The organism is Cupriavidus sp. GW823-FHT07B10, from assembly GCF_058794355.1.
Map to the genome: position 1 here is coordinate 94,314 of NZ_JBXAGS010000004.1, position 23,738 is coordinate 118,051.

General features: G+C 69.7%; 23 protein-coding genes. 15 read left to right on the forward strand and 8 right to left on the reverse strand.

The window, feature by feature from the left end; translation table 11 throughout:
* The first annotated feature begins 35 nt into the window (after positions 1–35).
* On the forward strand, positions 36–2,048 hold the full coding sequence (locus AC1Q6V_RS10615) for a hybrid sensor histidine kinase/response regulator (RefSeq protein ID WP_454750108.1): 2,013 nt from the start codon (positions 36–38) through the stop codon (positions 2,046–2,048).
* Here the strand turns inward: AC1Q6V_RS10615 and AC1Q6V_RS10620 are convergent.
* Positions 2,033–3,097, reverse strand: a complete 1,065-nt coding sequence (locus AC1Q6V_RS10620; protein WP_454750107.1) for a sigma-54 interaction domain-containing protein — start codon at positions 3,095–3,097, stop codon at positions 2,033–2,035. The two genes, AC1Q6V_RS10615 and AC1Q6V_RS10620, sit on opposite strands and share 16 nt — an antisense overlap.
* Before the next feature lie 356 nt (positions 3,098–3,453).
* Here AC1Q6V_RS10620 and AC1Q6V_RS10625 point away from each other — a divergent pair, with 356 nt between their 5' ends.
* The 7 genes from AC1Q6V_RS10625 (at position 3,454) to AC1Q6V_RS10655 (ending at position 10,377) form a co-directional block, all read left to right on the forward strand.
* Complete coding sequence (locus AC1Q6V_RS10625) at positions 3,454–4,854, forward strand: sigma-54-dependent transcriptional regulator (RefSeq protein ID WP_454750106.1); 1,401 nt, start codon at positions 3,454–3,456, stop codon at positions 4,852–4,854.
* Positions 4,855–4,994: 140 nt separating this feature from the next.
* Entirely contained in the window at positions 4,995–5,801 is an 807-nt protein-coding gene (locus tag AC1Q6V_RS10630) for a sensor histidine kinase (protein ID WP_011617805.1), read from the forward strand.
* 201 nt (positions 5,802–6,002) lie between these two features.
* Positions 6,003–6,377 (forward strand): hypothetical protein, encoded by a 375-nt coding sequence (locus AC1Q6V_RS10635; protein WP_010810664.1) that lies wholly within the window; start codon positions 6,003–6,005, stop codon positions 6,375–6,377.
* An 86-nt stretch (positions 6,378–6,463) separates the two neighbouring features.
* On the forward strand, positions 6,464–6,937 hold the full coding sequence (locus AC1Q6V_RS10640) for a PRC-barrel domain-containing protein (protein WP_010810663.1): 474 nt from the start codon (positions 6,464–6,466) through the stop codon (positions 6,935–6,937).
* A 772-nt stretch (positions 6,938–7,709) separates the two neighbouring features.
* Entirely contained in the window at positions 7,710–8,276 is a 567-nt protein-coding gene (locus tag AC1Q6V_RS10645; RefSeq protein ID WP_037024718.1) for a low affinity iron permease family protein, read from the forward strand.
* 54 nt (positions 8,277–8,330) lie between these two features.
* Positions 8,331–9,524 carry a DUF3182 family protein gene (locus AC1Q6V_RS10650; RefSeq protein WP_011617801.1) on the forward strand — a complete coding sequence of 398 codons (1,194 nt, stop codon included), beginning with the start codon at positions 8,331–8,333 and terminating at the stop codon, positions 9,522–9,524.
* Complete coding sequence (locus AC1Q6V_RS10655) at positions 9,511–10,377, forward strand: alpha/beta hydrolase family protein (RefSeq protein WP_010810660.1); 867 nt, start codon at positions 9,511–9,513, stop codon at positions 10,375–10,377. Before AC1Q6V_RS10650 ends, AC1Q6V_RS10655 begins: the two co-directional genes overlap by 14 nt.
* Before the next feature lie 47 nt (positions 10,378–10,424).
* On the opposite strand, the gene AC1Q6V_RS10660 is transcribed toward AC1Q6V_RS10655, so the two are convergent.
* The gene (locus AC1Q6V_RS10660) at positions 10,425–11,060 is read right to left on the reverse strand and encodes a ParB-like protein (RefSeq protein ID WP_010810659.1); all 636 of its coding nucleotides are present in this window, start codon (positions 11,058–11,060) and stop codon (positions 10,425–10,427) included.
* A gap of 7 nt (positions 11,061–11,067) precedes the next feature.
* Positions 11,068–12,135, reverse strand: a complete 1,068-nt coding sequence (locus tag AC1Q6V_RS10665) for a BON domain-containing protein (protein ID WP_010810658.1) — start codon at positions 12,133–12,135, stop codon at positions 11,068–11,070.
* Between the two features lie 324 nt (positions 12,136–12,459).
* Here AC1Q6V_RS10665 and AC1Q6V_RS10670 point away from each other — a divergent pair, with 324 nt between their 5' ends.
* From AC1Q6V_RS10670 to AC1Q6V_RS10680, 3 genes are all read left to right on the forward strand, one after another.
* On the forward strand, positions 12,460–13,317 hold the full coding sequence (locus AC1Q6V_RS10670; RefSeq protein ID WP_058697358.1) for an SDR family oxidoreductase: 858 nt from the start codon (positions 12,460–12,462) through the stop codon (positions 13,315–13,317).
* 172 nt (positions 13,318–13,489) lie between these two features.
* Positions 13,490–13,924, forward strand: a complete 435-nt coding sequence (locus AC1Q6V_RS10675) for a hypothetical protein (RefSeq protein ID WP_010810656.1) — start codon at positions 13,490–13,492, stop codon at positions 13,922–13,924.
* Entirely contained in the window at positions 13,908–14,627 is a 720-nt protein-coding gene (locus AC1Q6V_RS10680; protein ID WP_010810655.1) for a ParB-like protein, read from the forward strand. The genes AC1Q6V_RS10675 and AC1Q6V_RS10680 overlap by 17 nt, the downstream gene beginning before the upstream one ends.
* Positions 14,628–14,704: 77 nt before the next feature.
* Here the strand turns inward: AC1Q6V_RS10680 and AC1Q6V_RS10685 are convergent, their stop codons facing one another.
* The 4 genes from AC1Q6V_RS10685 to AC1Q6V_RS10700 all read right to left on the reverse strand — a co-directional run bounded on the left by AC1Q6V_RS10685 (position 14,705) and on the right by AC1Q6V_RS10700 (position 18,089).
* Positions 14,705–14,893 carry a DUF3008 family protein gene (locus AC1Q6V_RS10685; protein WP_010810654.1) on the reverse strand — a complete coding sequence of 63 codons (189 nt, stop codon included), beginning with the start codon at positions 14,891–14,893 and terminating at the stop codon, positions 14,705–14,707.
* Positions 14,894–15,052: 159 nt separating this feature from the next.
* A complete protein-coding gene (locus AC1Q6V_RS10690) occupies positions 15,053–15,211 on the reverse strand; it encodes a DUF3309 family protein (RefSeq protein ID WP_010810653.1) in 159 nt (52 codons plus the stop codon).
* A gap of 200 nt (positions 15,212–15,411) precedes the next feature.
* A complete protein-coding gene (locus AC1Q6V_RS10695; protein ID WP_010810652.1) occupies positions 15,412–16,068 on the reverse strand; it encodes a response regulator in 657 nt (218 codons plus the stop codon).
* Entirely contained in the window at positions 16,065–18,089 is a 2,025-nt protein-coding gene (locus AC1Q6V_RS10700) for a type IV pili methyl-accepting chemotaxis transducer N-terminal domain-containing protein (protein ID WP_058697357.1), read from the reverse strand. Before AC1Q6V_RS10700 ends, AC1Q6V_RS10695 begins: the two co-directional genes overlap by 4 nt.
* Before the next feature lie 343 nt (positions 18,090–18,432).
* Between AC1Q6V_RS10700 and AC1Q6V_RS10705 the strand changes: the two genes are divergently transcribed.
* Positions 18,433–19,731 carry a hypothetical protein gene (locus AC1Q6V_RS10705; protein ID WP_439669410.1) on the forward strand — a complete coding sequence of 433 codons (1,299 nt, stop codon included), beginning with the start codon at positions 18,433–18,435 and terminating at the stop codon, positions 19,729–19,731.
* 88 nt (positions 19,732–19,819) lie between these two features.
* Here the strand turns inward: AC1Q6V_RS10705 and AC1Q6V_RS10710 are convergent, their stop codons facing one another.
* The gene (locus AC1Q6V_RS10710) at positions 19,820–20,977 is read right to left on the reverse strand and encodes an NAD(P)H-dependent flavin oxidoreductase (protein WP_010810649.1); all 1,158 of its coding nucleotides are present in this window, start codon (positions 20,975–20,977) and stop codon (positions 19,820–19,822) included.
* 267 nt (positions 20,978–21,244) lie between these two features.
* Here AC1Q6V_RS10710 and ubiU point away from each other — a divergent pair, with 267 nt between their 5' ends.
* Genes ubiU through ubiT form a run of 3 tightly spaced genes read left to right on the forward strand, consistent with a single transcriptional unit; the run spans position 21,245 to position 23,732 of the window.
* Positions 21,245–22,291: a ubiquinone anaerobic biosynthesis protein UbiU gene (ubiU, locus tag AC1Q6V_RS10715; RefSeq protein ID WP_174549461.1), complete on the forward strand. Its 1,047-nt coding sequence runs from the start codon at positions 21,245–21,247 to the stop codon at positions 22,289–22,291.
* A gap of 47 nt (positions 22,292–22,338) precedes the next feature.
* Entirely contained in the window at positions 22,339–23,271 is a 933-nt protein-coding gene (locus tag AC1Q6V_RS10720) for a U32 family peptidase (protein WP_454750266.1), read from the forward strand.
* Positions 23,268–23,732, forward strand: a complete 465-nt coding sequence (gene ubiT, locus AC1Q6V_RS10725; RefSeq protein ID WP_010810646.1) for a ubiquinone anaerobic biosynthesis accessory factor UbiT — start codon at positions 23,268–23,270, stop codon at positions 23,730–23,732. The genes AC1Q6V_RS10720 and ubiT overlap by 4 nt, the downstream gene beginning before the upstream one ends.
* The last annotated feature ends 6 nt before the right edge of the window (positions 23,733–23,738 follow it).

Below are 23,738 nucleotides of genomic sequence, written 5' to 3' on the forward strand. Positions count from 1 at the left end.
CCTGCTGTCTTCCCCATCACACAGAAGGTATGCTCATGTCCGAGCCGCATGCGGCAAAAGGCATCCGTACGTCACTCGTCGGCGAGCCGGACGGCACCCTGGCGGACGATGCCGGCCTCCTGCTGGCGGCACAGTACCGGCGCCTGCTCGACGCGGTGGAAGACTGCGCCGTGTTCGAGACCGATGCGCACGGGTGTATTGCGATGTGGCCGGATGCCGCGCGGCGCGTGTTCGGCTACAGCGCCGAGGAAATCACCGGCCGTCACCTTTCCTGCCTGCATCGTCCTGACGATGTCGCTGCCGGCCTGCCGCAGCAATGGCTGCAGGCGGCCGCACTCGGAGGCAGCGCGCGCGACCAGGGCTGGCGCGTGCGGCGCGACGGCAGCCTGCTGCAGGCGTCCTGCCTCATGCGGGCCATTGGCGCTGCCGACGGGCCGGACGTAGCGGCCAGGCATGGCGATGCCTCGTCCGTGGAGTCCGCGGCAGGCCAGGCCTCCGGCTTTATCGTGTCGTGCCGCGACATTACCGTGCAGCAGGCTGCATCCGAGCATGCCCGGCTCGCCGATACCCGGATGCGGCTGCTGGCTGAAAACCTGCCCGGCACCGCGGTGTGCGAACTTGACCTGGACGGCACCATCCGCAGCTGGAACGTCGGCGCGCAGGCGCTGGCCGGCTACGTCGAGGCCGAAGCCGTCGGCCAGCCGCTGGCACTGCTCTATTCCCGCCAGGATGCCGCCGCGGGGCGCGACCGCGCGGCGCTGGAAGCCGCGCGCGCGTGCGGCCAGTGGGCCGGCGAAGAGCGCGTGGCACGCAAGGACGGCTCGGTGGTGCGTTGCCATATGCGCATGGTGCTGGTGCGCGACGCCGCCGGCTGCCCGACCAGCCTGCTGTGGACCGTGCGCGACCTGAGCGATGCGCTGCGGCTGGAAATGCTGGAGGCCGGCAGCCGCCGGCTGCAATCGTTCCTGGCCATCCTGGCGCATGAACTGCGCAATCCGCTGGCGGCGGTGCGCAACGCGGTCGAAGTGATCGAGCTGACCCCGGATGCCGACACGCGCGTGCGCCGCTGCGCCGGGATCATCGACCGCCAGCTGCACCAGCTGGAGCGGCTGGTGAACGACCTGCTCGACGTAGGCCGCGTGACCGCCGGCAAGCTGAAGATAGAGCTGACGCCCACCTCGTACAACGACGTGGTAACCACCAGCATCGAGGCAATCCGCCCGGTGCTGGAAGCCGCCGGCCAGCGGCTCGTGTTGGCGCTGCCGGCAAGCTCGCCCTATGTGCGCGCCGATGCCGCGCGGCTGGGGCAGGTGCTGCTGAACCTGCTCAGCAATGCGGTCAAGTACACCCCGCGCGGCGGTACCGTCAGCGTGCATGTGAGCGTGGAGTCAGCGCGCGTGATCACCGCCGTGTCGGATACCGGCCGGGGTCTCGCACCGGCGGCGCTGGACCGCATCTTCAACCTGTTCGCGCAGGAGGCCGACGCCGGCAGCCGCAGCGGCCTGGGCATCGGGCTGGCGCTGGCCAAGGCCGTGGTGGAAGCGCACGGCGGCGCGATCCAGGCCGACAGCGGTGGCGCGGGCAAGGGCAGCACCTTCACCGTGATCCTGCCGCGCGCCAGCGCGCGCCGGCGCGAGGCCGGCACGCCGCCGCCGGGGCCGGGGCCGGGGCCGCGGCGACGCGTGCTGGTGGTGGACGACAATGCCGATTCGGCCGACAGCATGGCCGAGTTGCTGGGCCTGCTCGGCCATGAGGCGCGCGCGGCCCATGGCGGCCAGCAGGCACTGGACCTGGTTGCCGAATTCCGCCCGGATTGCGTGCTGCTCGACCTGGAGATGCCCGACATGTCGGGCTTTGAAGTCCTGCCGGCATTGCGCCAGGCGTGCGCCCCGCGCGCGGTGCAGTTCCTGGTGCTGAGCGGGCGCTGCACTGCCGAGGACCAGCGGCGCGGCGAACTGGCCGGCTTCCATGCCTACCTGACCAAGCCGCTGGCGATCGAGGCCCTGTCGCGCGCGCTGGCTGCGCCGCTGCCTTACAAGGAGCGGTAGGCGTCCAGCCGGTTGTACAGCGTTTTCAGGCTGATGCCGAGCGCGCGCGCGGCCTGGCGCTTGTCGCCGTCAAAGCGCGCCAGCGTGGCCATGATGATTTCGCGCTGGGTGTCGGCCAGCGTGGTGCCGACGCGCACGCTGACCACGCCGTCTACCGTGGTGGGCCGCGGCGGCTGCGTGGCCAGGTTGGGGTTGCCGATCTCCACGACCTTGTCGGCCAGGATAAAGGCGCGGTAGACGGCGTTCTTCAGCTCGCGCACATTGCCCGGCCAGTCATAGCGCACCAGCCGCTCCAGCGAGGCGGCCGAGAAGGCCTTGTCGGTGCGCTCCATGGCGTTGTACTCGGCCAGGAAGTGGCGTGCCAGCGGCACGATATCGTCGGGCCGCTCGCGCAGCGGCGGGATATGCAGCGGGAACACGGCCAGCCGGTACAGCAGGTCTTCACGCAACTGGCCGGCACGCGCTGCCTCGACCGGGTCGCGGTTGGTGGCTGCCAGGATGCGCACGTCGGTGGCGATGGGCGTGTCGCCGCCGACGCGGTGGAAGGTGCGGCCTTCCAGCACCCGCAACAACTTGATCTGCATATCGAGCGGCATTTCAGTGACTTCGTCGAGAAACAGCGTGCCCCCATGGGCCTGCTCGAAGTAGCCTGCCTTCTGCTCGATCGCGCCGGTAAAGCCGCCTTTCTCGTGGCCGAACAGTTCCGACTCGATCAGTGTGGGCTGGATCGCCCCGCAGTTGACCGCAATGAACGGGCCGTTGCGGCGCGCGCTGCGCTCATGCACCGCGCGCGCCACCACTTCCTTGCCGGAGCCGCTTTCGCCTACCGCAAGCATGGTGACATCGGTGGGCGCCACGCGCTCGATCTGGGCCAGCAAGCGTTGCATGGCGGGCGACGTGCTTTCCCACAGCAGCGAGACCTGCGAGGGTATGGCGCGGCGTGGCGCGGCCTCGCGTGCCGGCTCGGATGTGCTGGCGGCGTGGCCGGCGGGCTGGCCCGAGGAGGGAGCGGCGTTGCTGCGCTGCGGTGTGCTGGCGGTGACGGGCACGATTAAGGCCTCTGTCGGGGGCGCGCTTGTCGTGAGAAGTTCCTATGCTAGCCTTTGGCGCAGGGGCTTGCCATAGATGTCTGAGCCCGCGCGGAAACATCCGACAGCTGTGTCAGACGGACACCGGCAACGACCGTGCCTGCCCCCGCTTAGACTGGCATTACGCAGTGGACTTGTGCAACCGGCTGATAATGTCGCAGTCGAAGCCCGTGCCGCCCCTGTGCCCGTCGCGCCACGCATCGCATGGAGCGCGCCGGCGGGCATCCCGAGCCCGGCAGCAATGGCCGCCGTGGCGCGCGAAAGCAGGTGCCAGTGGATTTCGCCCAAGTTTCCAATAGGTCTCACTGACGGATCGTATGCCCCACATCCTGATTGTCGATGACGACGAAAACGCATGTGCCGCGCTAGCCGAGATCGTGGCCATGGAAGGCTTCACCTCCGCCACCGCGGGCACCCTGCGCGAGGCGCGGCTGCAGATCGGCTGGCGCATGCCGGAGGCGATTGTGGCAGACCTGCGCCTGCCGGACGGCAACGGCATGGAGCTGTTCGACGAGGTTGGCGCCTCGGGCGTCGAAGTGATCCTCACGACCGGTTATGCCAGTGTGGAAAGCGCGGTCGAAGCGCTGCGCGCCGGTGCCACCGATTACCTGGTCAAGCCCATCAACGTGGCGCGGCTGCAGACCGTGCTCAGGCGCCTGGCCACCACCGGCGAGTTGCGCGCCGAGATCCATTCGCTGCGCGGCGAGTTGCGCCGCTACGGCCGTTTCGGCCGGCTGATGGGCAGTTCCGAAGTGATGCAGGTGGTCTACGACCAGCTTGCGCGCGTGGCCCCGACTGAAGCCACGGTACTGCTGATCGGCGAAAGCGGCACCGGCAAGGAACTGGCCGCGCAGACCGTGCACGAGCTCTCGTCGCGGCGGCGGCAGCCGTTCCTGGCGGTCAACTGCGGCGCGATCTCGCCCACGCTGATCGAAAGCGAGATGTTCGGCCACGAGCGCGGCAGCTTTACCGGCGCGGACCGCCAGCACAAGGGCTATTTCGAGCGCGCCGACGGCGGCACTCTGTTCCTGGACGAGATCACCGAGATGCCCGCCGAGCTGCAGGTCAAGCTGCTGCGCGTGCTGGAGACCGGCACCTTCATGCGCGTGGGCACCAACCGCGAATGCCATGCCGATGTGCGCGTGCTGGCCGCCACCAACCGGAACCCTGAAGATGTGGTGGCCGACGGCAAGCTGCGCGCGGACCTGTTCCACCGGCTGAACGTGTTCCCGGTAGAACTGCCGCCGCTGCGCGCGCGCGGCGACGACGTGATCCAGATCGCCAACCTGATGCTGGACCAGCTCAATGCCGAGCAGGGCACCCAGCGCCGCTTCGCGCCCAATGTGCTGGACAGCCTGCGCCTGCACGCCTGGCCCGGCAATGTGCGCGAGCTGCGCAACTTCGTGCAGCGCGCCTTCATCATGTCCGACGACGACCTCATCACCGAAGTGCAGGTGCCGCTGCAGGTCGCGGCCACGCAGGCGCCGGGCGCGGCGGTGGTGTCGGTGCCGGTGGGCATGTCCCTTGCCGATGCCGACCGGCAGCTGATCTTCGCCACGCTGGAGCAATGCGCGGGGGTGAAGAAGCACGCGGCCGAGATCCTCGGCATCAGCCTGAAGACTTTGTACAACCGGCTGGAAGATTATGCCGCCCGCGGCGAATTGCCAGAGTGGCTGCGCGCCTCGCGCAACGACACCGGTTCGTCGGCTACCGGCTGATGGCGTGAGGCAGCGCCTGCGTTAGCGGGGATCGGGCCCGTGCCAGTGAGCCGCAGCGCCCTGTGCAGCACGTTTCTTGCTTCCTCCAACGCATACAACCCGGCCAATCTGGCCGGGGACGTGCCAATGCCGAGCCGCACATGACGCAGCACCCCCCGCAATCCGCGATGCCGGACGCTCCGCTTTCCTCGCCGGCCGGCGCCGTGCGCAGCGTGCAAGAGGTGAGCGCGCTGATTGAGCAATCGGCGCATGACCTGCGTTCGTCGCTGAACGCCATCCAGAGCTGGGCCTACGTGCTGGACCGTGCCTTCGATACCATGCCGGCGCCCGCGCAGCGCGCGCTGGACGGGATTCGCTTCGGCATGCAGCAGCAGCTGGCGCTGATCGAGGAGATGGAAGAGGCCGTGCGGCTGCTGGCCGACGAGAGCGCACCGCGCTGGCAGCGCCTGGACCTGCTGGCGCTCACGGCCCAGGCCATTGCCGACCGGCGTCCCACCGCCGAAGCCCGTGGCGTGCTGCTGTCGCCGGTCGCCACTGACGGTGCGGCGGATTCGTCGGAAGCAGCCTATCTGATCGATGGCGACGCCGAGCGGCTGGCCCCGCTGCTGCGGCACCTGCTGGTGCATTGCATCTGGCGCGCGCCGGCCGGCGGCTCGGTCGGCGTGCAGGTGTTGAGCGAGCCGGATCACGTGAAGCTGCGCATTACCGAGAGCCCGCCGCTGGACCAGCAGCGCAGCGCCAGCCGGCTGACCGCGCTGACCGATTTCTTCGGGCGCCGGGCGGCGCCGGACGGCGCGACCCCGGCCCGGCAGAGCAGCGCGCTGCTACTGACGCGCCGCATGGTCGAAATGCACGGGGCGGCGCTGAGCGCGGAAAGCGATGGCTGCGATAACGACCGGATCAGGGTTTGCATCGCCGTCAGGTTCCCGCGCCACATGAGCGCCTGAAGCGGCGCCGCGCATTCATGTAGTTTTTACCGGCCTGTCGCGTGCGCTACGCGTAGCGCTTGCCGGCCGGCCCTGGTTGCACTTGCCATACCTGCGGCGTCACGGCAGCGCCCGCACCGCTCCCCCGCCACTCTCCTGTCCTTTCCCGTTTCTGGCCCGCGCCTTGCATGGATGAATGACCCAACCAAGGAGGGTACAACCATGCCCAAAGCCAGCCGCAAATCCGACAAGGCCGCGCAGGTTGCTCACAAGCCGTCCGGCGCGAAATCCGACAAGTCCCTGGCTGCCCGCATGAGCGGGCCATCCGCGGGCAAGGCCCACGCAGGCAGCAAGGCCGCCGCAGGCGACAAGCAACGGGGCAAGGAAGCCAAGACCTACCAGGCCGCCGTGGACGACTCGCTGGAGATGACGTTCCCGGCCAGCGACCCGATCTCGCCGAGCGCAGCCATGCACGCCGAGAAGAAGACGCAGACCGCGCGCGACGATGTCGACTGGAAGCTCAAACGGGGCAGTGACGAGCAGCCCGTGGGCGCCAAGCCGGCCGGCCAGCGCAAGGGGTCGGCCAGCAAGCGCTGAAGCGCATTTCCGCAACCCTGAGTCCAGGTGCCGCGGCGGGATTCTACCCAGGGCCCCGCGCCGCGGCCCGCCAAACGGAGATAGCCATGACCCGAGTCCAACCTGAGCCCCCTGAAGAACGGCCGCCGCACGGCGCATCCATCGTCGGCGGCATCGACCGCGATTCCCCGGGCCCTGGCCCATTCGTGATGGCAGCCGACACGCTCGAGGGCAACAAGGTGGTTGACCCCGCCGGCGACGATATCGGCACCATCGACCACATCATGATCGACGTGCTGGGTGGGCGCGTGGCCTACGCGGTGCTGGCCATGGGCGGCTTCCTTGGCATTGGTGAAAAACTCTTCGCCTTGCCGTGGTCGGCGCTCACGCTCGATACGCGGCGCAAGTGTTTTGTGCTTGGTGTTGAAAGGGATCGGCTCAAGGCCGCGCCGGGGTTTGACAAGGACCACTGGCCCAGCATGGCGGATTCGCAGTGGGCGACCAGCATTCACCAGTATTACGGGATTTCGCCTTATTGGGAGGCGGATCGGTATGACCCTTGGGATGAGAGGAGGAGGTGATGGGGATTGGGCGACGGCCCTTTAGGCTGGCGCCAATGCGGCCGCTTGTCGCCCTTGGCGGGCGTGGCTGTTTCGCCGGCGTAGCCGGCGAGTCACTTTTTGTCCGAGCGACAAAAAGTAACCAAAAAACGCGTCGCCTATGCGGCTGGCAATCAATTCCACGGCGTTGGTCATATGGGCGGCCGTGCTTGCCGTTTGGATGTGGTCGCAGTTCGACCCTGCTAACGCCATGTGAGTGTGTGCCAGTGCCTGCGATAACCGGCTTTTGAACGATCCCCAAGTCGGGCGGTGGCCCGCGCTCTCTAGCGTTATCGCATCAACGCCTTCGGCTGCGCTTCGCGCAAGCGCCCAATGACCGTCAGCGCATTTTGGGCCTGCGTAGCAGCCGTAGGCGTCCCCGCGATGCGGCTGGCAGCAGGCGGCCTACACCCTGCATGGGGATCGTTCAATAGTGGGTTAACGGAGGCACTGCCCCACACTCACATGGCGTTAGCAGGGTCGAACGGGCACCCACGCCGAACGGCAAGCACCACCGTGCGAACCACCAACGCCGTGGAATTGATTGCCAGCCGCTCAGGCGACGCGTTTTTTGGTTACTTTTTGTCGCTCGGACAAAAAGTGACTCGCCGGCTACGCCGGCGAAACAGCCACGCCCGCCAAGGGCGAAAACCGACCGCATGGCACCAAGCCAAAGAGCCACGCCCGCCAAGCGCCATAAGCCACCAAATGACGCCAATCACAAACAAGCCACAACTCTGTGGGAGCGCCAACAATGAACAATTCCAGCCCAATCCCTCCAGGCATTGACCATCGATCCGGATCCGGCAAGCATGGCTTGCTGCATGCGTTTGACCGCTTCGCCGGCGCGGCCACGCGCCAGGCCGGATCGCCGGTCGCATTCGTGCTGGCCGTCGGTGTGGTGGCCGCGTGGGCCATCACCGGCCCATTGTTTTCCTATTCCGAGACCTGGCAACTGGTCATCAATACCGGCACCACCATCGTCACCTTCCTGATGGTGTTCCTGATTCAGCAGAGCCAGAACAAGGACGCGGTCGCGGTCCACCTGAAGCTCAATGAACTGCTCGCCTCGCACCGCGAAGCCAGCAATATGCTGGTGTCGATCGAGGACCTGGACGAGGAAGAGCTGCGCCAGCTGGTGACCTTCTATCGCCACCTGGCCGAGCTGGCTGACAAGGAAGACGGTATCAAGTCGAGCCATTCGCTGGACGAGGCGCGCGAGAACCACGCCGCCAAGCGGCAGGCGCGCGCAGCGCGCGGGCGCCGGCTGGACGGCAGCGATGCCGGGAGCCGCTCACCCACCGTGGCACCCAGCTCTTAGCCCATGCGGCCCCTTCCATTCCATCGAGCGACAGCCACCAGCAAGGAGCCGCCCGTGTCCGAACCGAGCAAGGCAACGAATCAAAAGCGCGCCGCCCCGGGCAACCTGCCGGCGCGCAGCCGCGCGGTGATGGTCTACGGTTGCGAGACCCTGGGCAAGGCCGACAGCCACCATGGCACGACCCTTGCCAATATTGCCCGCAAGGTCGCCGACATCGCGGGTCTCACCTTTGCAGGCGCCTACGCCGCGCCTGATGCGGGGCTGCCTGTGCCGTACCTGGTGCCCGCGCAGACGCTGGTGGGGCGCAAGCTGGCCCAGGACCTCGGCGTGCGGGGCGCGGGCGACCTGTTTGGCGGGGTGGTGCCTTACGCCTTCGTGGCCACCAAGGCGATCACGCACGGCCTGGTGGCACCCGGCGCGGCAGCACCGCAGGGCTGGTCCGAGGACTTTGTGCAGCGCGTGGTGGGCGCTACCCTGCCGGGCTTCACCGCCTTCACGCTCGGCGACGCGCGGATTGCGGCAATGCGCCTGCTGGCGCTGGGGCCGGTACGGCTGAAAGAACCGTATGGCGTCGGCGGGCTGGGCCAGCGCGTGGTCCACGACGAACGCTCGCTGGACGAGGCGCTTGCCGCGATGGCGCCCGACGTGGTGGAAGCCCATGGCCTGGTGGCGGAGCGCGACCTGGACGCGCCGCAGACCTACAGCGTGGGGCAGGTGGAACTGGCGGGCCTGCGGGCCAGCTATTGCGGCACGCAAGGGCTCACTGCCAACAACCACGGGCAGAAGGTCTATGGTGGCTCGACGCTGACGATGGTGCGCGGCGGCCTCGAGGCGCTGCTGCGGCACCCGTTCGACGCGCGCACGCTGGCCGCGGTGCGGGCCGCGATGGTGTACCACGAAGCCGCGCTCGCGTGCTATGGCGATGCCGGGAACATGGTGCTGTCGCGCTGCAACTACGACGTCGCCTTCGGCCCGCCCGCGGGCAGCGCCGGCCACGGGCAGGTGCTTGGGGGCGTGCTGGAACAGTCCTGGCGGGTGGGCGGCGCGACCGGCGCCGAACTGGCGGCGCTGGCCGCGCTGCGCGAGGATCCGCGCCGCGCCCGCGTGGTGGCTGCCACGCGCGAGGTCTATGGCAAGGGCGTGCGCGTGCCGGACGACGCCGAGATCTACTTCCAGGGAGAAGACCGGCACGCCGGTCCGTTGACCAAATACGCACGACTGGAGCCTGATTCCGATGGCAACGCATGAAGACCTGCTGCAGATAGAAAGCGAAGGCGGCACCATTGCCGGCACCCTGATCAGCCCGCAAACCAGGCTGCCGGGCGTGCTGTTTGTCCACGGCTGGGGCGGCAGCCAGCAGCAATACCTGGCCCGCGCGCGCAAGGTGGCAGGCCTGGGCTGCGTCTGCCTGACCTTCGACCTGACCGGGCACGCCGGCACCCAGGCGCAATACGAGACCGTCAGCCGCATGCGCAACCTGGCCGACGTGGTGGCCGCCTACGATGTGCTGGTGCGCCAGCCCGAAGTGGACCGCAACGCCATCGCGGTGGTGGGCAGCAGCTACGGCGGCTACCTGGCTGCGCTGCTGAGCACGCTGCGCCAGGTGCGCTGGATGGCGTTCCGCGCGCCGGCGCTGTACATGGACTCGGGCTGGGAACTGCCCAAGCGCCAGCTGCATCGCGAACAGGACCTGGTGGCCTACCGGCGCAGCGTGGTGCCGCCCGAGAGCAACCGCGCCCTGCGCGCTTGCGCGGAATTTGCCGGCGACGTGCTGGTGATCGAATCCGAGCACGACCAGGTGGTGCCGCACGCCGCGGTGATGAGCTACGTGGATGCCTGCGTGCACGCCAGCTCCATGACCTACCGCGTGATCAAGGGTGCCGACCACGGCCTGACGGAAGAGGAAAGCCAGCGCGGCTACAGCAGCCTGCTGGTCAACTGGCTGCGCGAGATGATCACCGTCGCGCGCGCCGGCCCGGTCAGCGCCGAGCGCGCCGAGCGGCCCGCGGAGCGGCCCGCACCGCAGGCGGCCACCGGCGAGCCGGGCATGCCGCAGGCCGAGTCCGCAAGCGTGCCGGCGGCGGTATCCGGCGCCCAATAGCGGCTTGCGCCATGTCGATGGCAGCAGGCCAGGACAGCTGAACCGGCTCAGCACCCCAATGGGCCGATGTAGCCCGGCAGGCCGCGCGCGCCCGCGGCGTGGGCCAGCCGGAACGCCTGCGCCAGCGCGATGGCAAAGTGATGCGGGGTGTCGAACGGGCCCGCCACGTGGCGGCGGAAATAGTCGGCCCAGCGGAAATCCATATAGGCGGTCTTGACCTTGCGATAGCCGCCGGCCAGCTGCACGAAGGCCTCGAGGCTGCGATACGGGTCGTCGCGCATGTCGTGGATGCCGGCAGGCAGTTCCGTCAGCGGACGGCGGCGCCCGTGTTCGTCGTAAGGGTGGACCATGTGCTCGGCCACCATGTGGCGCCAGAACGCCGGCACGTCCATGTCGCTCAGGTCGGCGCGCACCACGCCCGGCACATGGGTGAGCCCCAGATCGTGCCAGGCGCGCACCCAGTGATGGTGATCGACCACGTACAGGGCCTGTTCAGGACCGATCACCAGGTGTACGCGGTGCCGGTCCAGGAACGCGGCGCGGTCCTCCGGCGGCACGCGCCGGGTGACATGGACCTTCTGCGCGACGTGGTAGCCGCCTACTGTGATCTGGGTGGGACGCAGGGCATCCAGCGGCACCATCAGCTTGCTGTCCGGGCACAGCTTGCGAGGCTGGCGGCGCATGGGCGCATCAACTCTTGTTCAGCGTGCGCTCAGGCGAGATCCCCGAAGTATCGGTGCCGGCCGCATCGTCGCCGCCGACCTCGGAGCCCGCCGCCCACGCGGCGCCTGGCTGGCGCTGCACGCGCAGGTGATTATTCACCTCGGTGACTCCGAACACGGCATCGGCGATGTCCTCGATCACGTACTTCTCGCGGCGCTCGCGCACGGTGCCGTCCAGCGTCACCACGCCGTTGGCCACTTCCACGCTGACATCGTGGACATCGACATAGGGGTTCATCGCCAGGCGTTCGCACACATCCTCGCGTACGCGCTCATCGGCGCGGCGGTAGCCCTTGGGGCCGACCGGACGGCGCCCGGCGCGCTGGCCGCCTGGCGCTCCCGCTTGCGCCGTATAGGACGCGTGGCGCCGGTAGCCCGGATCATCCGGGTACACACGCTGGCCGCCACTGTACGACTGGCCACCGCTGCCGGCATCGCCAAAATAGCCGCCGCCATAGCTCGGCTGCCCGGCGCGCTGCGCGCGGTCGCGTTCCATGCCTTCGCGCCAGTGCATGGCGCGGCCGCCGCGTTCACCCCATTCTTCTTCACCACCATGCCAGCCGCGGCCAGGCTGGCGCGGGTCATCCTCATCGCTGAGTTCGCTGCGGCGTCCGCGCGGGCCGAAGCGGTCTTCATCGCGGTAGCCATAGCCCGATTCGCGTTCTTCGCTGCGGTAGCCGCTGTCCTGCGGGGCCGGCCGGTAGCCACCATAGCCGCTGCTGTACGGATGGCCGGTGCCGCCCGTGTCGGCCGCGCCATAGCCCGGTTCGCCCCAACTGCCGCGGCGCTGGCCGGCAGGCGTGTCCTGCTGGTACCACGGGCCGCCATGGAGATCGGACTCGCGTTCGCGGCCCGGAGGCGCGGATTGGCCGCTGCTGTCGCCGCGCCAGTCCTCGCCCCATTCCTGTCCCCAGTCCTCCGAGCCGCTGCCCCGGCCCTGGTCGCGCGTCCGTTGCGCCGGGCCGCGCTCGCGGCGCTGCGTTTCGCTGCCGCTGCGGGGGCCGCTGCGGCTGCGCTCGTTGCGGAAGTTGAACATGGTTGCCTCCTGGCTGTGGGGCCCGGGCGTCCTCCGCCGCACTGCCTGGTGCGGCGGGCCCGTGCGGCAACCGCCGCAGGCGCGCCGGGCCGGTGATGTTCATGCCTGCAATGGCCGCAATATCCGTGCCCCGACGCGCGCGCGGGGGCCAGGCGGGCTGGCCGTCCCGGATCGCTGTAAGGATTGCCGGGCGATGTAAGGGTTACGGGCGGCGTGTCAGCCACGGCCGCGGGCCGCGGCGTGGCCCGGGCTCGCCGTTTGCGGCATGGAATTTGCGCGGCACCTGCAAGGGCCGCGATGCGGCCGCGCAGACAGGAGCCAGCCATGTCCACACCGACCAGCATCCCGCCCCAGCACCAGTCGCGACAACCTGGCCTGGAGTCCGCCATGCGGCCGCAGCCGGACAGCGGCGCTGACGACTATGTCGGCAGCGGCCGCCTGCGCGGGCGCGCGGCGCTGATTACCGGCGGCGACAGCGGCATCGGCCGGGCCATTGCGGTGGCCTTTGCGCGTGAAGGCGCCGATGTCGCCATCGCCTATCTCGATGAGCATGCCGATGCGCGCGAGACCGTCGAGCTGGTGGAGGGGGCGGGCCGCAAATGCCTGGCAATCGCCGGCGACCTCGCCGACCGCGCGCATGCCGAGGCCGTGGCGCGACAGGCGTTGCAGCAGTACGGCAAGCTCGACATCCTGGTCAACAACGCCGCCGAGCAACACCCCAAGGCCTCGCTGGAAGAGGTCGACGCCAGCCAGGTGGAGGCCACCTTCCGCACCAATGTGTTTGCGATGTTCCACCTGACGCGCGCGGTGCTGCCGCACCTGAAGTCGGGCGCGTCAATACTGAACACCACTTCGGTGACCGCGTATCGCGGCAGCAAGCACCTGCTGGATTATTCCGCCACCAAGGGTGCGATCGTATCGTTCACGCGTTCCCTGGCGCTGCAGGTGGTCGAGCGCGGCATCCGTGTCAACGGCGTCGCGCCGGGCCCGATCTGGACACCGCTGATCCCGTCGACCTTCACCGCGGAGGAAGTGGCCGAGTTTGGCAAGAAGACGCCGATGGGCCGCCCGGGACAACCGTTCGAGGTGGCGGCGGGCTTTGTATTCCTGGCGTCCGACGCGGCCAGCTATATCACCGGGCAGATCCTGCACATCAACGGCGGCGAGGTCGTCAACGGCTGAGGCGCCAGGGCGGGGCATGTAGTTCCGGGGCCGCCTTTGCAAATATTGCACGCCGGCGTGCGCGCCATGCAGGCCGTGCGCGCGGCGTGCCGCACAGCAGGCGCAGGCGTGGCTCTTGCAATGTGGATGACAGCAGTCATGACCATCGCCACCATCATGGGAGTCAGTCATCATGTCATCGATCGTAGCCGGACGTTTCGATTCGATTGCCAGCGCCGAAGACGTGGCACGTACCCTGTTCTCGCGCGGCTTCTCCGTGTGGGACGTATCCATCATGTCGGTGGGGCCGGACAGTGCGCCGGAAAGCGGCGCGGTGGACCGCGTCATGCTGGCGGCATGCGTCAACAACGGCCTCGATTCCGTTGCCGTGGACGTGCTGCGTGAAGCCGGGGCGAGCGCACTGGAATGCGCGCAAGGCAACTGGGAATGCGGCCAGTGGACGGATTTCAATCCCGCCCGCCACGGCGAGCCCATACGCGGCGGCGAGGGTGAGTACTGGCCACGCCCGCTCGCACGCGAGGCGGTTGCCGAAGAGAGCACCGGCAACGAAGACCCGGGCAGCGAGCTTGAGCACTTCGTCGACCAGAAGCGTGCCGAGAACGACTGAGCGCCGCGTCGCCGCAGCCGACAGCGCTGAACCAGGCACGCCGCGCAGCGCGCGAGGCAACGCCGTTGCCGAACTGGCTCGCCTGCGCCCGACCCAGCTGACGCTCGGTTATGCCCACGTCAGCTACAAGATGGATGTCACGCAGCGCCACGCGAACCCGGACGACCACGCGGCGCTGCGGCGCTTCATGCGCCGCCATCGCGTCAAGACCGTGGCCGGGCCGGGCGGCAGCCTCTATATCATCGATCACCATCACTGGGCGCGGGCGTGGCTGGATCTCGGCTACGAGCAGGCACCGGTGCGCGTGCTGCATGACTTCAGCCGCCTGAGCCCGTCGGCGTTCTGGAAACGGATGCGCCGTCTCGGCCATGTCCATCCCTATGACGAGCACGGCAAGCTGCTGGGCCCGAAGGCGCTGCCGCCCACTGTGCGGGGCATGCGCGACGATCCCTATCGCAGCCTGGCGGCCTTTGCGCGCGAGGCCGGGGCTTACCGCAAGCCTGGCAGCGCTGCCGGCGATTTCTCCTGGGCCGCCTTCCTGCGCGAGCGGGTGGAACAGGACCTGGGCAGCGTTGCGGGATTCGGGCTGGCGCTGGCGGAGTCGATCCGGCTGGCGCGCAGCGCCCGGGCAAGACGTTTGCCCGGCTATTGCGGCGGGCCGGCGAGGGGGAGGGTCGGGGGAAAGAAGGGCGGTGCCAGATAGCAGGTGGTGGCTGGCCCTGGCAGCCCGCTTGGGCTTGCTCGCTCGCCCACGGGCGGGAGAGTGAGCAAGCTTGCCGATCAACTGTCTGACTTGTGCTTCGGCATGCCCTTGGTCTTGGTCGAAGCCATCTTGTCGAGTTCCTTCTCGCTCATCGATTTATACATCGAGCGGGAAGGTCCCTTGAGCGATCCGGCCTTCTTTTCGCCGCGCTTTGCGGAGAGCGCCGCTCCCGCGGCCTGCTGTTGCGCCTTGGATTTGGCTGGCATCTGGGTCTCCTTGCAAATGGGGGAAGGAACCGGGCGATGCGGTGGCACACGCCCGCGCTTCGTTATAGGGCGCCGGCGCGGCAGCGACAAGGGTAGCCCCGCGCTGGCGCCGCTGCGTGCGCCAGCCGGCGTGCGTTGCCCGCAGGCTGGCCGGGAACGCTAGATCCGGCCAAGCACCACGAGCAGCACCACGATCAGGACGATCAGGCCCAGGCCGCCGCTAGGCCAGTAGCCCCAGCCGGAACTGTAGGGCCAGGCCGGCAACGCGCCGATCAGCAGCAGGATAAGGATGATCAGGAGAATGGTGCCGATTCCCATGGCGTGCTCCTTGTTGTGGATCTGGCAAGCCGGGCTTCCGGACCGGGTGGCCTCGGAGAGCCAACTGCTTACAGTTCAGCCTAGATCAGGGGGCGCCGGCGTCCCCCCGGACTAGGGCTGAAATCGCTGTAGGAATCGGACGACGTTGGGGTGTCGGGCGCGCAACATGCAGGGCTGTCGTGGCGGTCACTGCGCCGCGTTCAGCACGCTGCGTTCAGCCCGTGTTCGACGGCATAGACGGCCACCTGCACGCGGCTGGCCAGGTTCAGCTTCTTCAGGATGTTCTGCACGTGGATCTTCACCGTGCTTTCCGCCACGCCCAGGTCGCGCGCGATCTCCTTGTTGCTTTCGCCGCGCGCCAGGCCCTGCACGATCTCGCGCTCGCGCGCGGTCAGCCGCGGCGCTTCGTCCTGGCGCGCCGCGGCCACCGGTGCGGGAGCGCGGAACTGGGCCACCAGCTTGGCGGTCATGCTGTCGGAGATGACCGGCTCGCCGGCCGCGGCACGGCGGATGCCGGCGATCAGCGCCTCGGTCTCGATATTCTTGATCAGGTAGCCGCGCGCACCGCCGCGCAGCGCGGCAGCCAGTTCCTCGGCTTCCTCGGACACGGTCAGCACGATCACGGCGGTCCGCGGCAGGTCTTCCACCAGCAGCTGCAGGGCCTCCAGGCCGGACAGGCCGGGCATGTTCAGGTCCAGCAGGATCACGTCGGGACGGTGCTGCTTGGCGCGCTTGATGCCTTCCACGCCGTCGGCGGCTTCGTCGACGATCTCGAAGTCGGCCTGCCGCTGCAGCAGCGCACGGATGCCGGAGCGGAACAGGGTGTGGTCGTCGATCAGCAGGATGCGGATGGTCATGGCTGGGTCTCGGTGGTCGTGGGGGCGGGGCGGGTGTCGGCGAACTCGCGGGCGCCGGAAGAGCGGCCGGCGGGCAGCACCAGTTCGATGCGCACGCCGTGGCCGGGGCGGGCCTGCACGTGCAGCTGCGCCCCCAGCCGCGCCGCGCGCTCGCGCATGATGTTCAGGCCGATATGCGCTTCGGCGCGCGTGGCGATTTCCTCCGGATCGAAGCCCTCGCCGTCGTCCTGCACCACCAGCCGGAAATCGCGGCCGTGGCTGAGCGCCACCGCCACGTGCGCCGCCATGGCGTGCTTGCGCACATTGGAGAGCGCCTCCTGCAGGATGAACAGCACCTGCAGCTGCTGCTCCGGCGCCAGCGGCCAGGCGCCGCCGCTCTCGTCAATGGCGAGCGTGGCCTCGGTGCGGCACTGGCGCCGAAAGCGGCCCACGGTCTCTTCCACCGCCGGTCGCAGCTCGCCGGTGCCGAGCCGCGAGCGGAAGTTGTTCAGCAGTTCGCGCACGTCCTGGTAGCTCTCTTCCACGCCGTGGCGCAGCATCGGCACGATCTCACGGGTCTCGGCCAGGTCGTCGCGTTCGACCGCGGCGTCCAGCAGCTGCACCTGCAGGTTCAGGTAGTTCAGGCCCTGGGCAATGCTGTCGTGCAGGCCCTGCGCCACCAGGTTGCGCTCTTCCACCACCGCCAGCTGGCGCGCGGTCGCGGACAGGCGCAGGTGTTCCAGCGCGGTGCCAAGGTGCTGGCCCAGTGTTTCCAGCATCTGGCGGTCTGACGGGGGCAGCGCGCGCGGCGTGCGGAAGTGCAGCGCGAACACGCCGGTGGCGCCGCGCTGGCTTTCGATGCGGAAGGCCGCCAGCGACTGGAAGCCGTTGCGGCTGCAGGGCGTGGCATCCCCGGCGGCGCCCTGGCGCTGCGCCGCGCGCAGGTCGACGATGGCGACCACGGCCTCGCGCGTGGCGTCGCCGCAATGGCAGGCGTTGGCCGCCGCGCAGGATTCGGATTCTGCCAGCGCGGCCGGCAGGCCGGCGGCTGCCAGCAGGTGCATCCTGCCATGGCGGCTGTCCAGCACGCGCACGCTGCCGCCATCGGCATCGAACTGGCGCATCACGCGTTCCAGGAAGCCGCGCGCCATGGCCTCGGCATCGGCGGCCTGGTTCAGGAAGGCGGCCATGTCGTAGAGCGTCTCCAGGTCGCGGTTCTGGCGTTCCAGCTCGGCGGTCTTCTGTGCCACGCGCGTCTCCAGGTCGTGGTACAGCCCCTGCAGTTCGCCGGCCATGCGGTTGAAGCCTTCGCTGAGGGTGCCGAACTCGTCGCGGCTTTCCACCGGCAGGCGCAGCGAGAACTCGCGCGCGGCCATGCGCCGCAGGCCGTCCTGCAGCCGCAGCACCGGCAGGATGATCCACAGGTAGAGCAGGTAGATCACGGCCACGGTGCCGACGCAGGCCATTGCCGCCAGCGCGATCTGCGACAAGCGCAGCCAGTCGGTCTTGCGCGCGCTGTCATGCTCGATCATGCCAACCAGGCGATCGGCCTGCGCGACGAAGCCGGGCAGTGCGGCGATATAGCTTGCCGGCGCTGCGTGCTCGCCCGTTCCGGCTACCGCCAGCGGGCGCAGACGTTGTTGCCAGCCCTGCGTGACACGGGTCATCTGGGCATGGATGGCGGGTTCGTCCGGCAGGAACAGCGGGCGCGCCGCGTCGCCTTTCCTGAGCAGGGCCAGCGTGGCGTCCAGCGCCTGCACCTGCTCGGCCAGTGCATTGTCCTGGCGCGCCTGCGCCAGCGTCAGTTCGATCGCCACGCGGTTGGCGCGCATGCGCAGGCTGCCGGCGTCATTGATGGCGGCACCCGCGCCCTCCAGCTTCCATGACAGCCACAGCGTGCCGGCAATCATGCCCAGCACCACCAGCAGCACGGCCAGCGAGAGCGAGATGATGCGGGTGGAGAGGCGGTCGCGCAGCGCCGGCAGGCCGGCGGCGCGGAAGTCCGCCGCGGCGCTGGCGGCTGGAGGATCGGTTCGGAACATGGCGGTATCGGGGGCTACCAGTCGGGGGAAGCCGGGTGGTGGCCCGGCGGCCGGCGCGTGCATGGCTGCGCGCTGGCATCGAGGGCAATTTTCCCTGCGCAGCACGCGGGGCTTCCTGCGCCAGATCAAGAAAACCCGGCTTCGGCGTCTGGCATGTGCGGCCGGCGGCGCATCGGCTTGTCATTTGCGGGGAATACCGCCCACACACCAGGCCTGTCACGTCGTGACATATCGCTCCACCGCATGGCGCGGGGATACATCGTCGGACTTTATCTGCGGTCAAATCCCCACGACCTGCCCTGGCCTAGCATCGGGTCCCAACATTGATGGGGAGAAGCAAGGCGTGAAGGCAGCCAGTTTCGACTATGAACGCGCCCCGCGCCTGGCCGTGGTGTTCGGCTGCCTGATGCCGGCGCCGTGGCTTGGTGCTGCGGCGGGAGTCTTGCTTGCCGCCGGTCCGCCCGGCGGCTTGCCGGACCGCTTTGCGCCACTGGCGCTGGTGGCGGTGCATGTGCTGGCGCTGGGCATGCTGCTGCCGGTCATGGTGGGCGCGCTGTTCCAGATGATGCCGGTGGTGGCCGGCGTGGCCGTGCCGGGTGCGGGGCTGCTTGCGCCGTTCATGGCCGCGGCCGGCGCGGGCGTGGCCACTGCCCTGGGCATTGGCCTGCTCGGCGGCGAGCCTGTGGCGATGCAGGCGGCTGCGGCCGTGGCCGTGATCCTGTTGCTGGCCGGGGCCATCCTGCTGGCTGCGGGCCGGCGCGTGGCCGCAGTGGATGCCACCACGCGCACCCTTGCCGGCATCGGCGCGCCGCTGATGGTCGCGGTGCTGTGCGGCATGGTGCTGGCCGGCGCCTTCGGCGGCTGGTGGCGCGTGCCGGTGGCGCGCTGGCTCGGCCTGCATATGGCGTGGGCGCTGGGCGGCTGGCTGGCGGCACTGGTGACCGGCGTGGCCACCACCGTGCTGCCGATGTTCTGGCAGGTGCCACGCCTGCCGGCGGCGATCGGGCGCTGGCTGCCCATGGCGCACTGGTTGCCGCTGGCGCTGTTCAGCGCCGCGGCAATGCTGTGGCCGGATCACCGTGCGCTGGCGTATGGCGTGCTGCTCGTGTGGCTGGCGTTCGTGGCGGTGGTGGGCGCATGCGGGCTGGCCGGCACGCTGCGCGCGCGGCGGCGCCATGATCCGCTGTGGCTGCTCTGGCCGGTGGCATGCGCCAGCATGGCAGGCGCGGCGCTGTTGGGGGCGGCGGCCGTGGTGCTGCCCGCCACCGGGCTGCCGCTGGCATGGTGGGCCGGCACCATGGCGCTGGTCGGCGTGGGCGTGCTGCCGGTCACGGCCATGCTCGGCAAGATCGTGCCGTTCCTGGCCTGGCTGCACCTGCGCCGGCTGCTGCCGCCGCGCGCGCGGGTGCCGGCCATGCAGGCCATCATCGTGCCGGGCCGGCAACGGCGGCAGGCATGGCTGCTGCTGGCTGCCTACGTCCTGCTGCTGGCGGTGCCGCTGGCGCCGGCGCCGCTGGCCCGTGCTGGCGGCGTGCTGCTGGCGGGCGCCAATGCGTGGCTGGGGTGGCAACTGCTGGGAGCGTTGCGATGCATGCGGGAGATGAAGAAGCGCGGCGGATTACCGCCGCGCTCAGATTGCTGACAAAGTCTTTCCTGCTGCGGGTGTGCGGCGCCCGTTGCACTTGCCGGCCTTGCGGGTTGGCTCGCTCAGATTGCTGAAGCTGTTGCCGTCAGGCTGGCGCCAGCCCGGCGGGCTTTTCCCCCGTCAACAGATAGTGCATCAGCTCCGCCACCGGCCGGATCGCCTCGCCGAAGGGCAGCGCACCCCGGCCGCGGAAGAACAGGCCGCGCTCCACGTCGCCGCGCACGGCCTGCGCCAGCTTCAGGTCGATGCAGAACTGGCCGATGCGGGCAATGCCGTCGCGCAGCCCGCACGCCTGCAGGCAGTCGAAGCCCTCCAGGCATTCACGCGGCCTGGCGCGGCGCTGCAGCCGCGACTCGCTCGACAGGTAGCGCGACAGCCACGGCGTCAGCACGGCGCGCGCGGGCAGCCCGGCCACGCTGGTGAACTCGCGCAGGGTCTCGGGCCGCGCCGTGGCCAGCACCTGCTTGAAGGCCGGGTGGGCATCGCATTCCTCGGTCACGGCGAAGGCCGTGCCCAGCTGCACCGCGGCGGCGCCCTCGCCCAGCCAGTGGCGCACCTTGGCATGGCTGTCGATGCCGCCGGCCAGGATCAGCGGAATGCTGTCCCAGGCCAGCCCGAGCTGCGCAAACAGTTCGCGGCATTCGGCCAGCACGCGCGAAAACGAAAAGCGCGGCTCTGACAGGTCCTGGATGCTGGCCGCGCCCAGATGGCCGCCGGCATGGGCCGGATGCTCGACCACGATGGCATCGGGCAGGCGGCCCTTCTTCATCCAGCGGCGCAGCACCAGGCCGATGCCGCGCGCCTCGGACAGGATCGGGATCAGCGCCACCCTGGGGTGGCTGGCGGTCAGTTCGGGCAGGTCCAGCGGCAGGCCAGCGCCCATGACGATGGCATCGGCGCCGCTTTCACAGGATTGCCGCACCAGCGCGGCGTGCGAGCCCACCGCCTTCATCACGTTGACGGCGATCAGCCCGCGGCCCTCGGACGCCGTGCGCGCGGCACGGATCTCGCGATCCAGCGCTTCGAGGTTGGCGGCTTCGATGGCGGGCTTGTCACGGCTGCCGCGGGTGCGTTCCATCAGGTCGGGGTGGTGGTGGCGCAGGTCGATGCTGGCGATGGTGCCGACGCCGTTCTCGCGCGCGACGGCGCCGGCCAGCCGGTGGGCCGAGATGCCGATGCCCATGCCGCCCTGCACGATGGGCAGCAGGCGGCGGCCGGCCAGCTTGAGCCAGGGTTGATTCATAAAATCTCCGGAAGAGGATGGGCGCGGGGCCGGCGTGCGGCCAGCCGCGTGGATGACCGGGCAAGCGTGGCACAGCGGCACGTGCCGGCGTTTGCCGCAGGTCAAGCGCGCGGTGGTGGCCTGCCATCGGCCTACGCCGACCGGCATAGGCCGGCGCGGGCGGTGTGCGGTTGGCGTGGGTTTGCGCGCGGTCAAGCCCCTGCTGCAAGCGCTTGGCTAGCATCGGCGGCTGTCTTCATCTTCGCGCCGCCGCCGGCGCCATCACCGATGACCCCTGCCTCCCCAGCTCCATCCACCGCGGCGAACGTGCCGCGCCGGCCCCAGCTCGTTGCGCCCGCCGGTTCGCTGGCGGCCCTGCGCATGGCGCTGCAGCACGGCGCCGACGCGGTCTACCTGGGCCTGCGCGATGCCACCAACGCGCGCAACTTCGGCGGCCTGAACTTTACCGAGGCCGACATCCGCACCGGCGTGGCCGAAGCCCACGCGCGCGGCGCCGAGGTGCTGTTCGCGATCAACACCTTTGCCCAGATGGGCGCGGTGGCCCAATGGCAGCGCGCGGTCGATGCGGCGGCGGACCTTGGCGCCGACGCGGTCATCATGGCCGACGCCGGCCTGATGGACTATGCGTGCGAGCGCCATCCGGGCTTGCGCCTGCACCTGTCGGTGCAGGGTTCGGCCACGCACGCCGACGCCATCGAGCTGATGCGCGAGCGCTTCCATATCCGCCGCGTGGTGCTGCCGCGCGTGCTGTCGCTGGCGCAGATCGGCAAGCTGGCGCGCCAGACCAGCGTGGAGCTGGAGGTGTTCGGCTTCGGCAGCCTGTGCGTGATGGCCGAGGGGCGCTGCCTGCTGTCGTCCTACGCCACCGGCGACTCGCCCAACAACAAGGGCGTCTGCTCGCCCGCGCACGCGGTGCGCTGGACCGAGCAGGACGGCACCATGCAGGCGCGGCTGTCGGGCATCCTGATCGACAGCTATGCGCCGGGCGAGCCGGCCGGCTATCCCACGCTGTGCAAGGGCCGCTTCGAGGTGGAGGGCGAGCGCGGCTACGTGCTGGAAGAGCCCACCAGCCTCAATGCGCTGTCGCTGCTGCCGGCGCTGATCGACATGGGCATCGCTGCCATCAAGATCGAAGGCCGGCAGCGCAGCCCGCGCTATGTGGGCGATGTGGTCGGTGTGCTGCGCGCGGCCATCGACGCGGCCTGCGCCGATCCGGCACGCTTCGTGCCGCGGCAAGAGTGGCAGAGCACGCTGGGGCGCCATGCCGAAGGCGACCAGGTCACGCAAGGCGCCTATGACCGGCCGTGGCGGTGACACCCATGACATCGATCTGCCTTGAACCGGCCATGACGGAGCTTCCCATGCCAGAGATTGCCGCGGCCGCGATGCCGCAAACCGTAGCGATGCCCGACTTCGGCATCGCCCTGGGCCCACTGCTGTACTACTGGCCGCGCGAGGCCGTGATGCAGTTCTATGCGTCGGTCGCCGATGCGCCGGTCGACCGCGTCTATCTCGGCGAGACCGTCTGCACGCGCCGCCATGAAGTCCGCCATGCGCAATGGCTGGAGATTGCGCAAATGCTGCGCGATGCCGGCAAGGAGGTGGTGCTGTCCACGCCGGTGCTGGTGGAGTCCGACACTGACATCGCCTGGATGCGCCGCGCCTGCGCCCAGGACGACTACCTGGTCGAGGCCAACGACCTTGGCGCGGTGCGCTGCATGCAAGGGCGGCCCTTTGTCGGCGGCCCCCACCTCAATGTCTACCACGCCGATACGCTGGCGTGGCTGGCCGGGCTGGGCGCGGCCGGCTGCGTCGCGCCGGTGGAGATGGATGGCGCCACACTGGCCGCGCTGGCAGCGGCGCGCCCCACCGGCATGCGCCTGGAAGCCCTTGTCTGGGGCCGGCTGCCGCTGGCGTTCTCGGCGCGCTGCTTTACCGCGCGCCACCATCGCCTGCGCAAGGACAGTTGCGAGTTCCGCTGCATGGACTATCCCGACGGCCTGGTGGCAGCCACCGGCGAGGGGCAGGCGTTCTTCACGCTCAACGGCGTGCAGACGCAGAGCGCCACCTGCCTGGACCTGTGCGCAGAGGCGTTGGCGATGGCGCGGATGGGGGTGGGGATGCTGCGCGTGAGCCCGCATTCGTCCGGCACGCTGCAGGTGGTGCAACAGCTCGCGGCGATTCGTGCTGGTGAACAGGCACCCGCTGCCAGCGGCATCACGCCGACCGGCGCCCAGCCCTGCAACGGCTACTGGCACGGCAGCGCGGGCATCGCCTGGGAGGCCCGGGCATGAGCGCGCTGCACAAGCTGATCGCGGGCGTGCACCGGCGCATGCCCGCCCGTGCCAGGGCGCTGCCGCTGGTGGCGGCGCTGGAGCTGGCGCGCCGAGCGGGATGGCTGGAGCCACCGGCCGCACTGGACGGACACGCCTTCCTGCTGACGGTGCAGGACCTTGGGCTGGCCGTGCCGTTCCGCTGCGAAGGCGGGCGCTTTCGTGCCGCGGCAGCGGACGCCGAGCCTGAGCTGACGCTGCGCGCCTGCGCGGTCGACTACCTGCGCCTGCTGGGCGGCGAGGCCGATACCGACACGCTGTTCTTCCAGCGCCGGCTGGTGATCAGCGGCGATACCGCGCTGGGCCTGGAGGTCAAGTACTGGCTCGACGCCGCGCCGCGGCCTGCATGGGTCAGCCAGGCGGCGGCGCGGCTGGTGGCCTTGCATGGCGCCACCGTGGGGCGGGCAGGTGCGGCGTCGTAGCCGTGC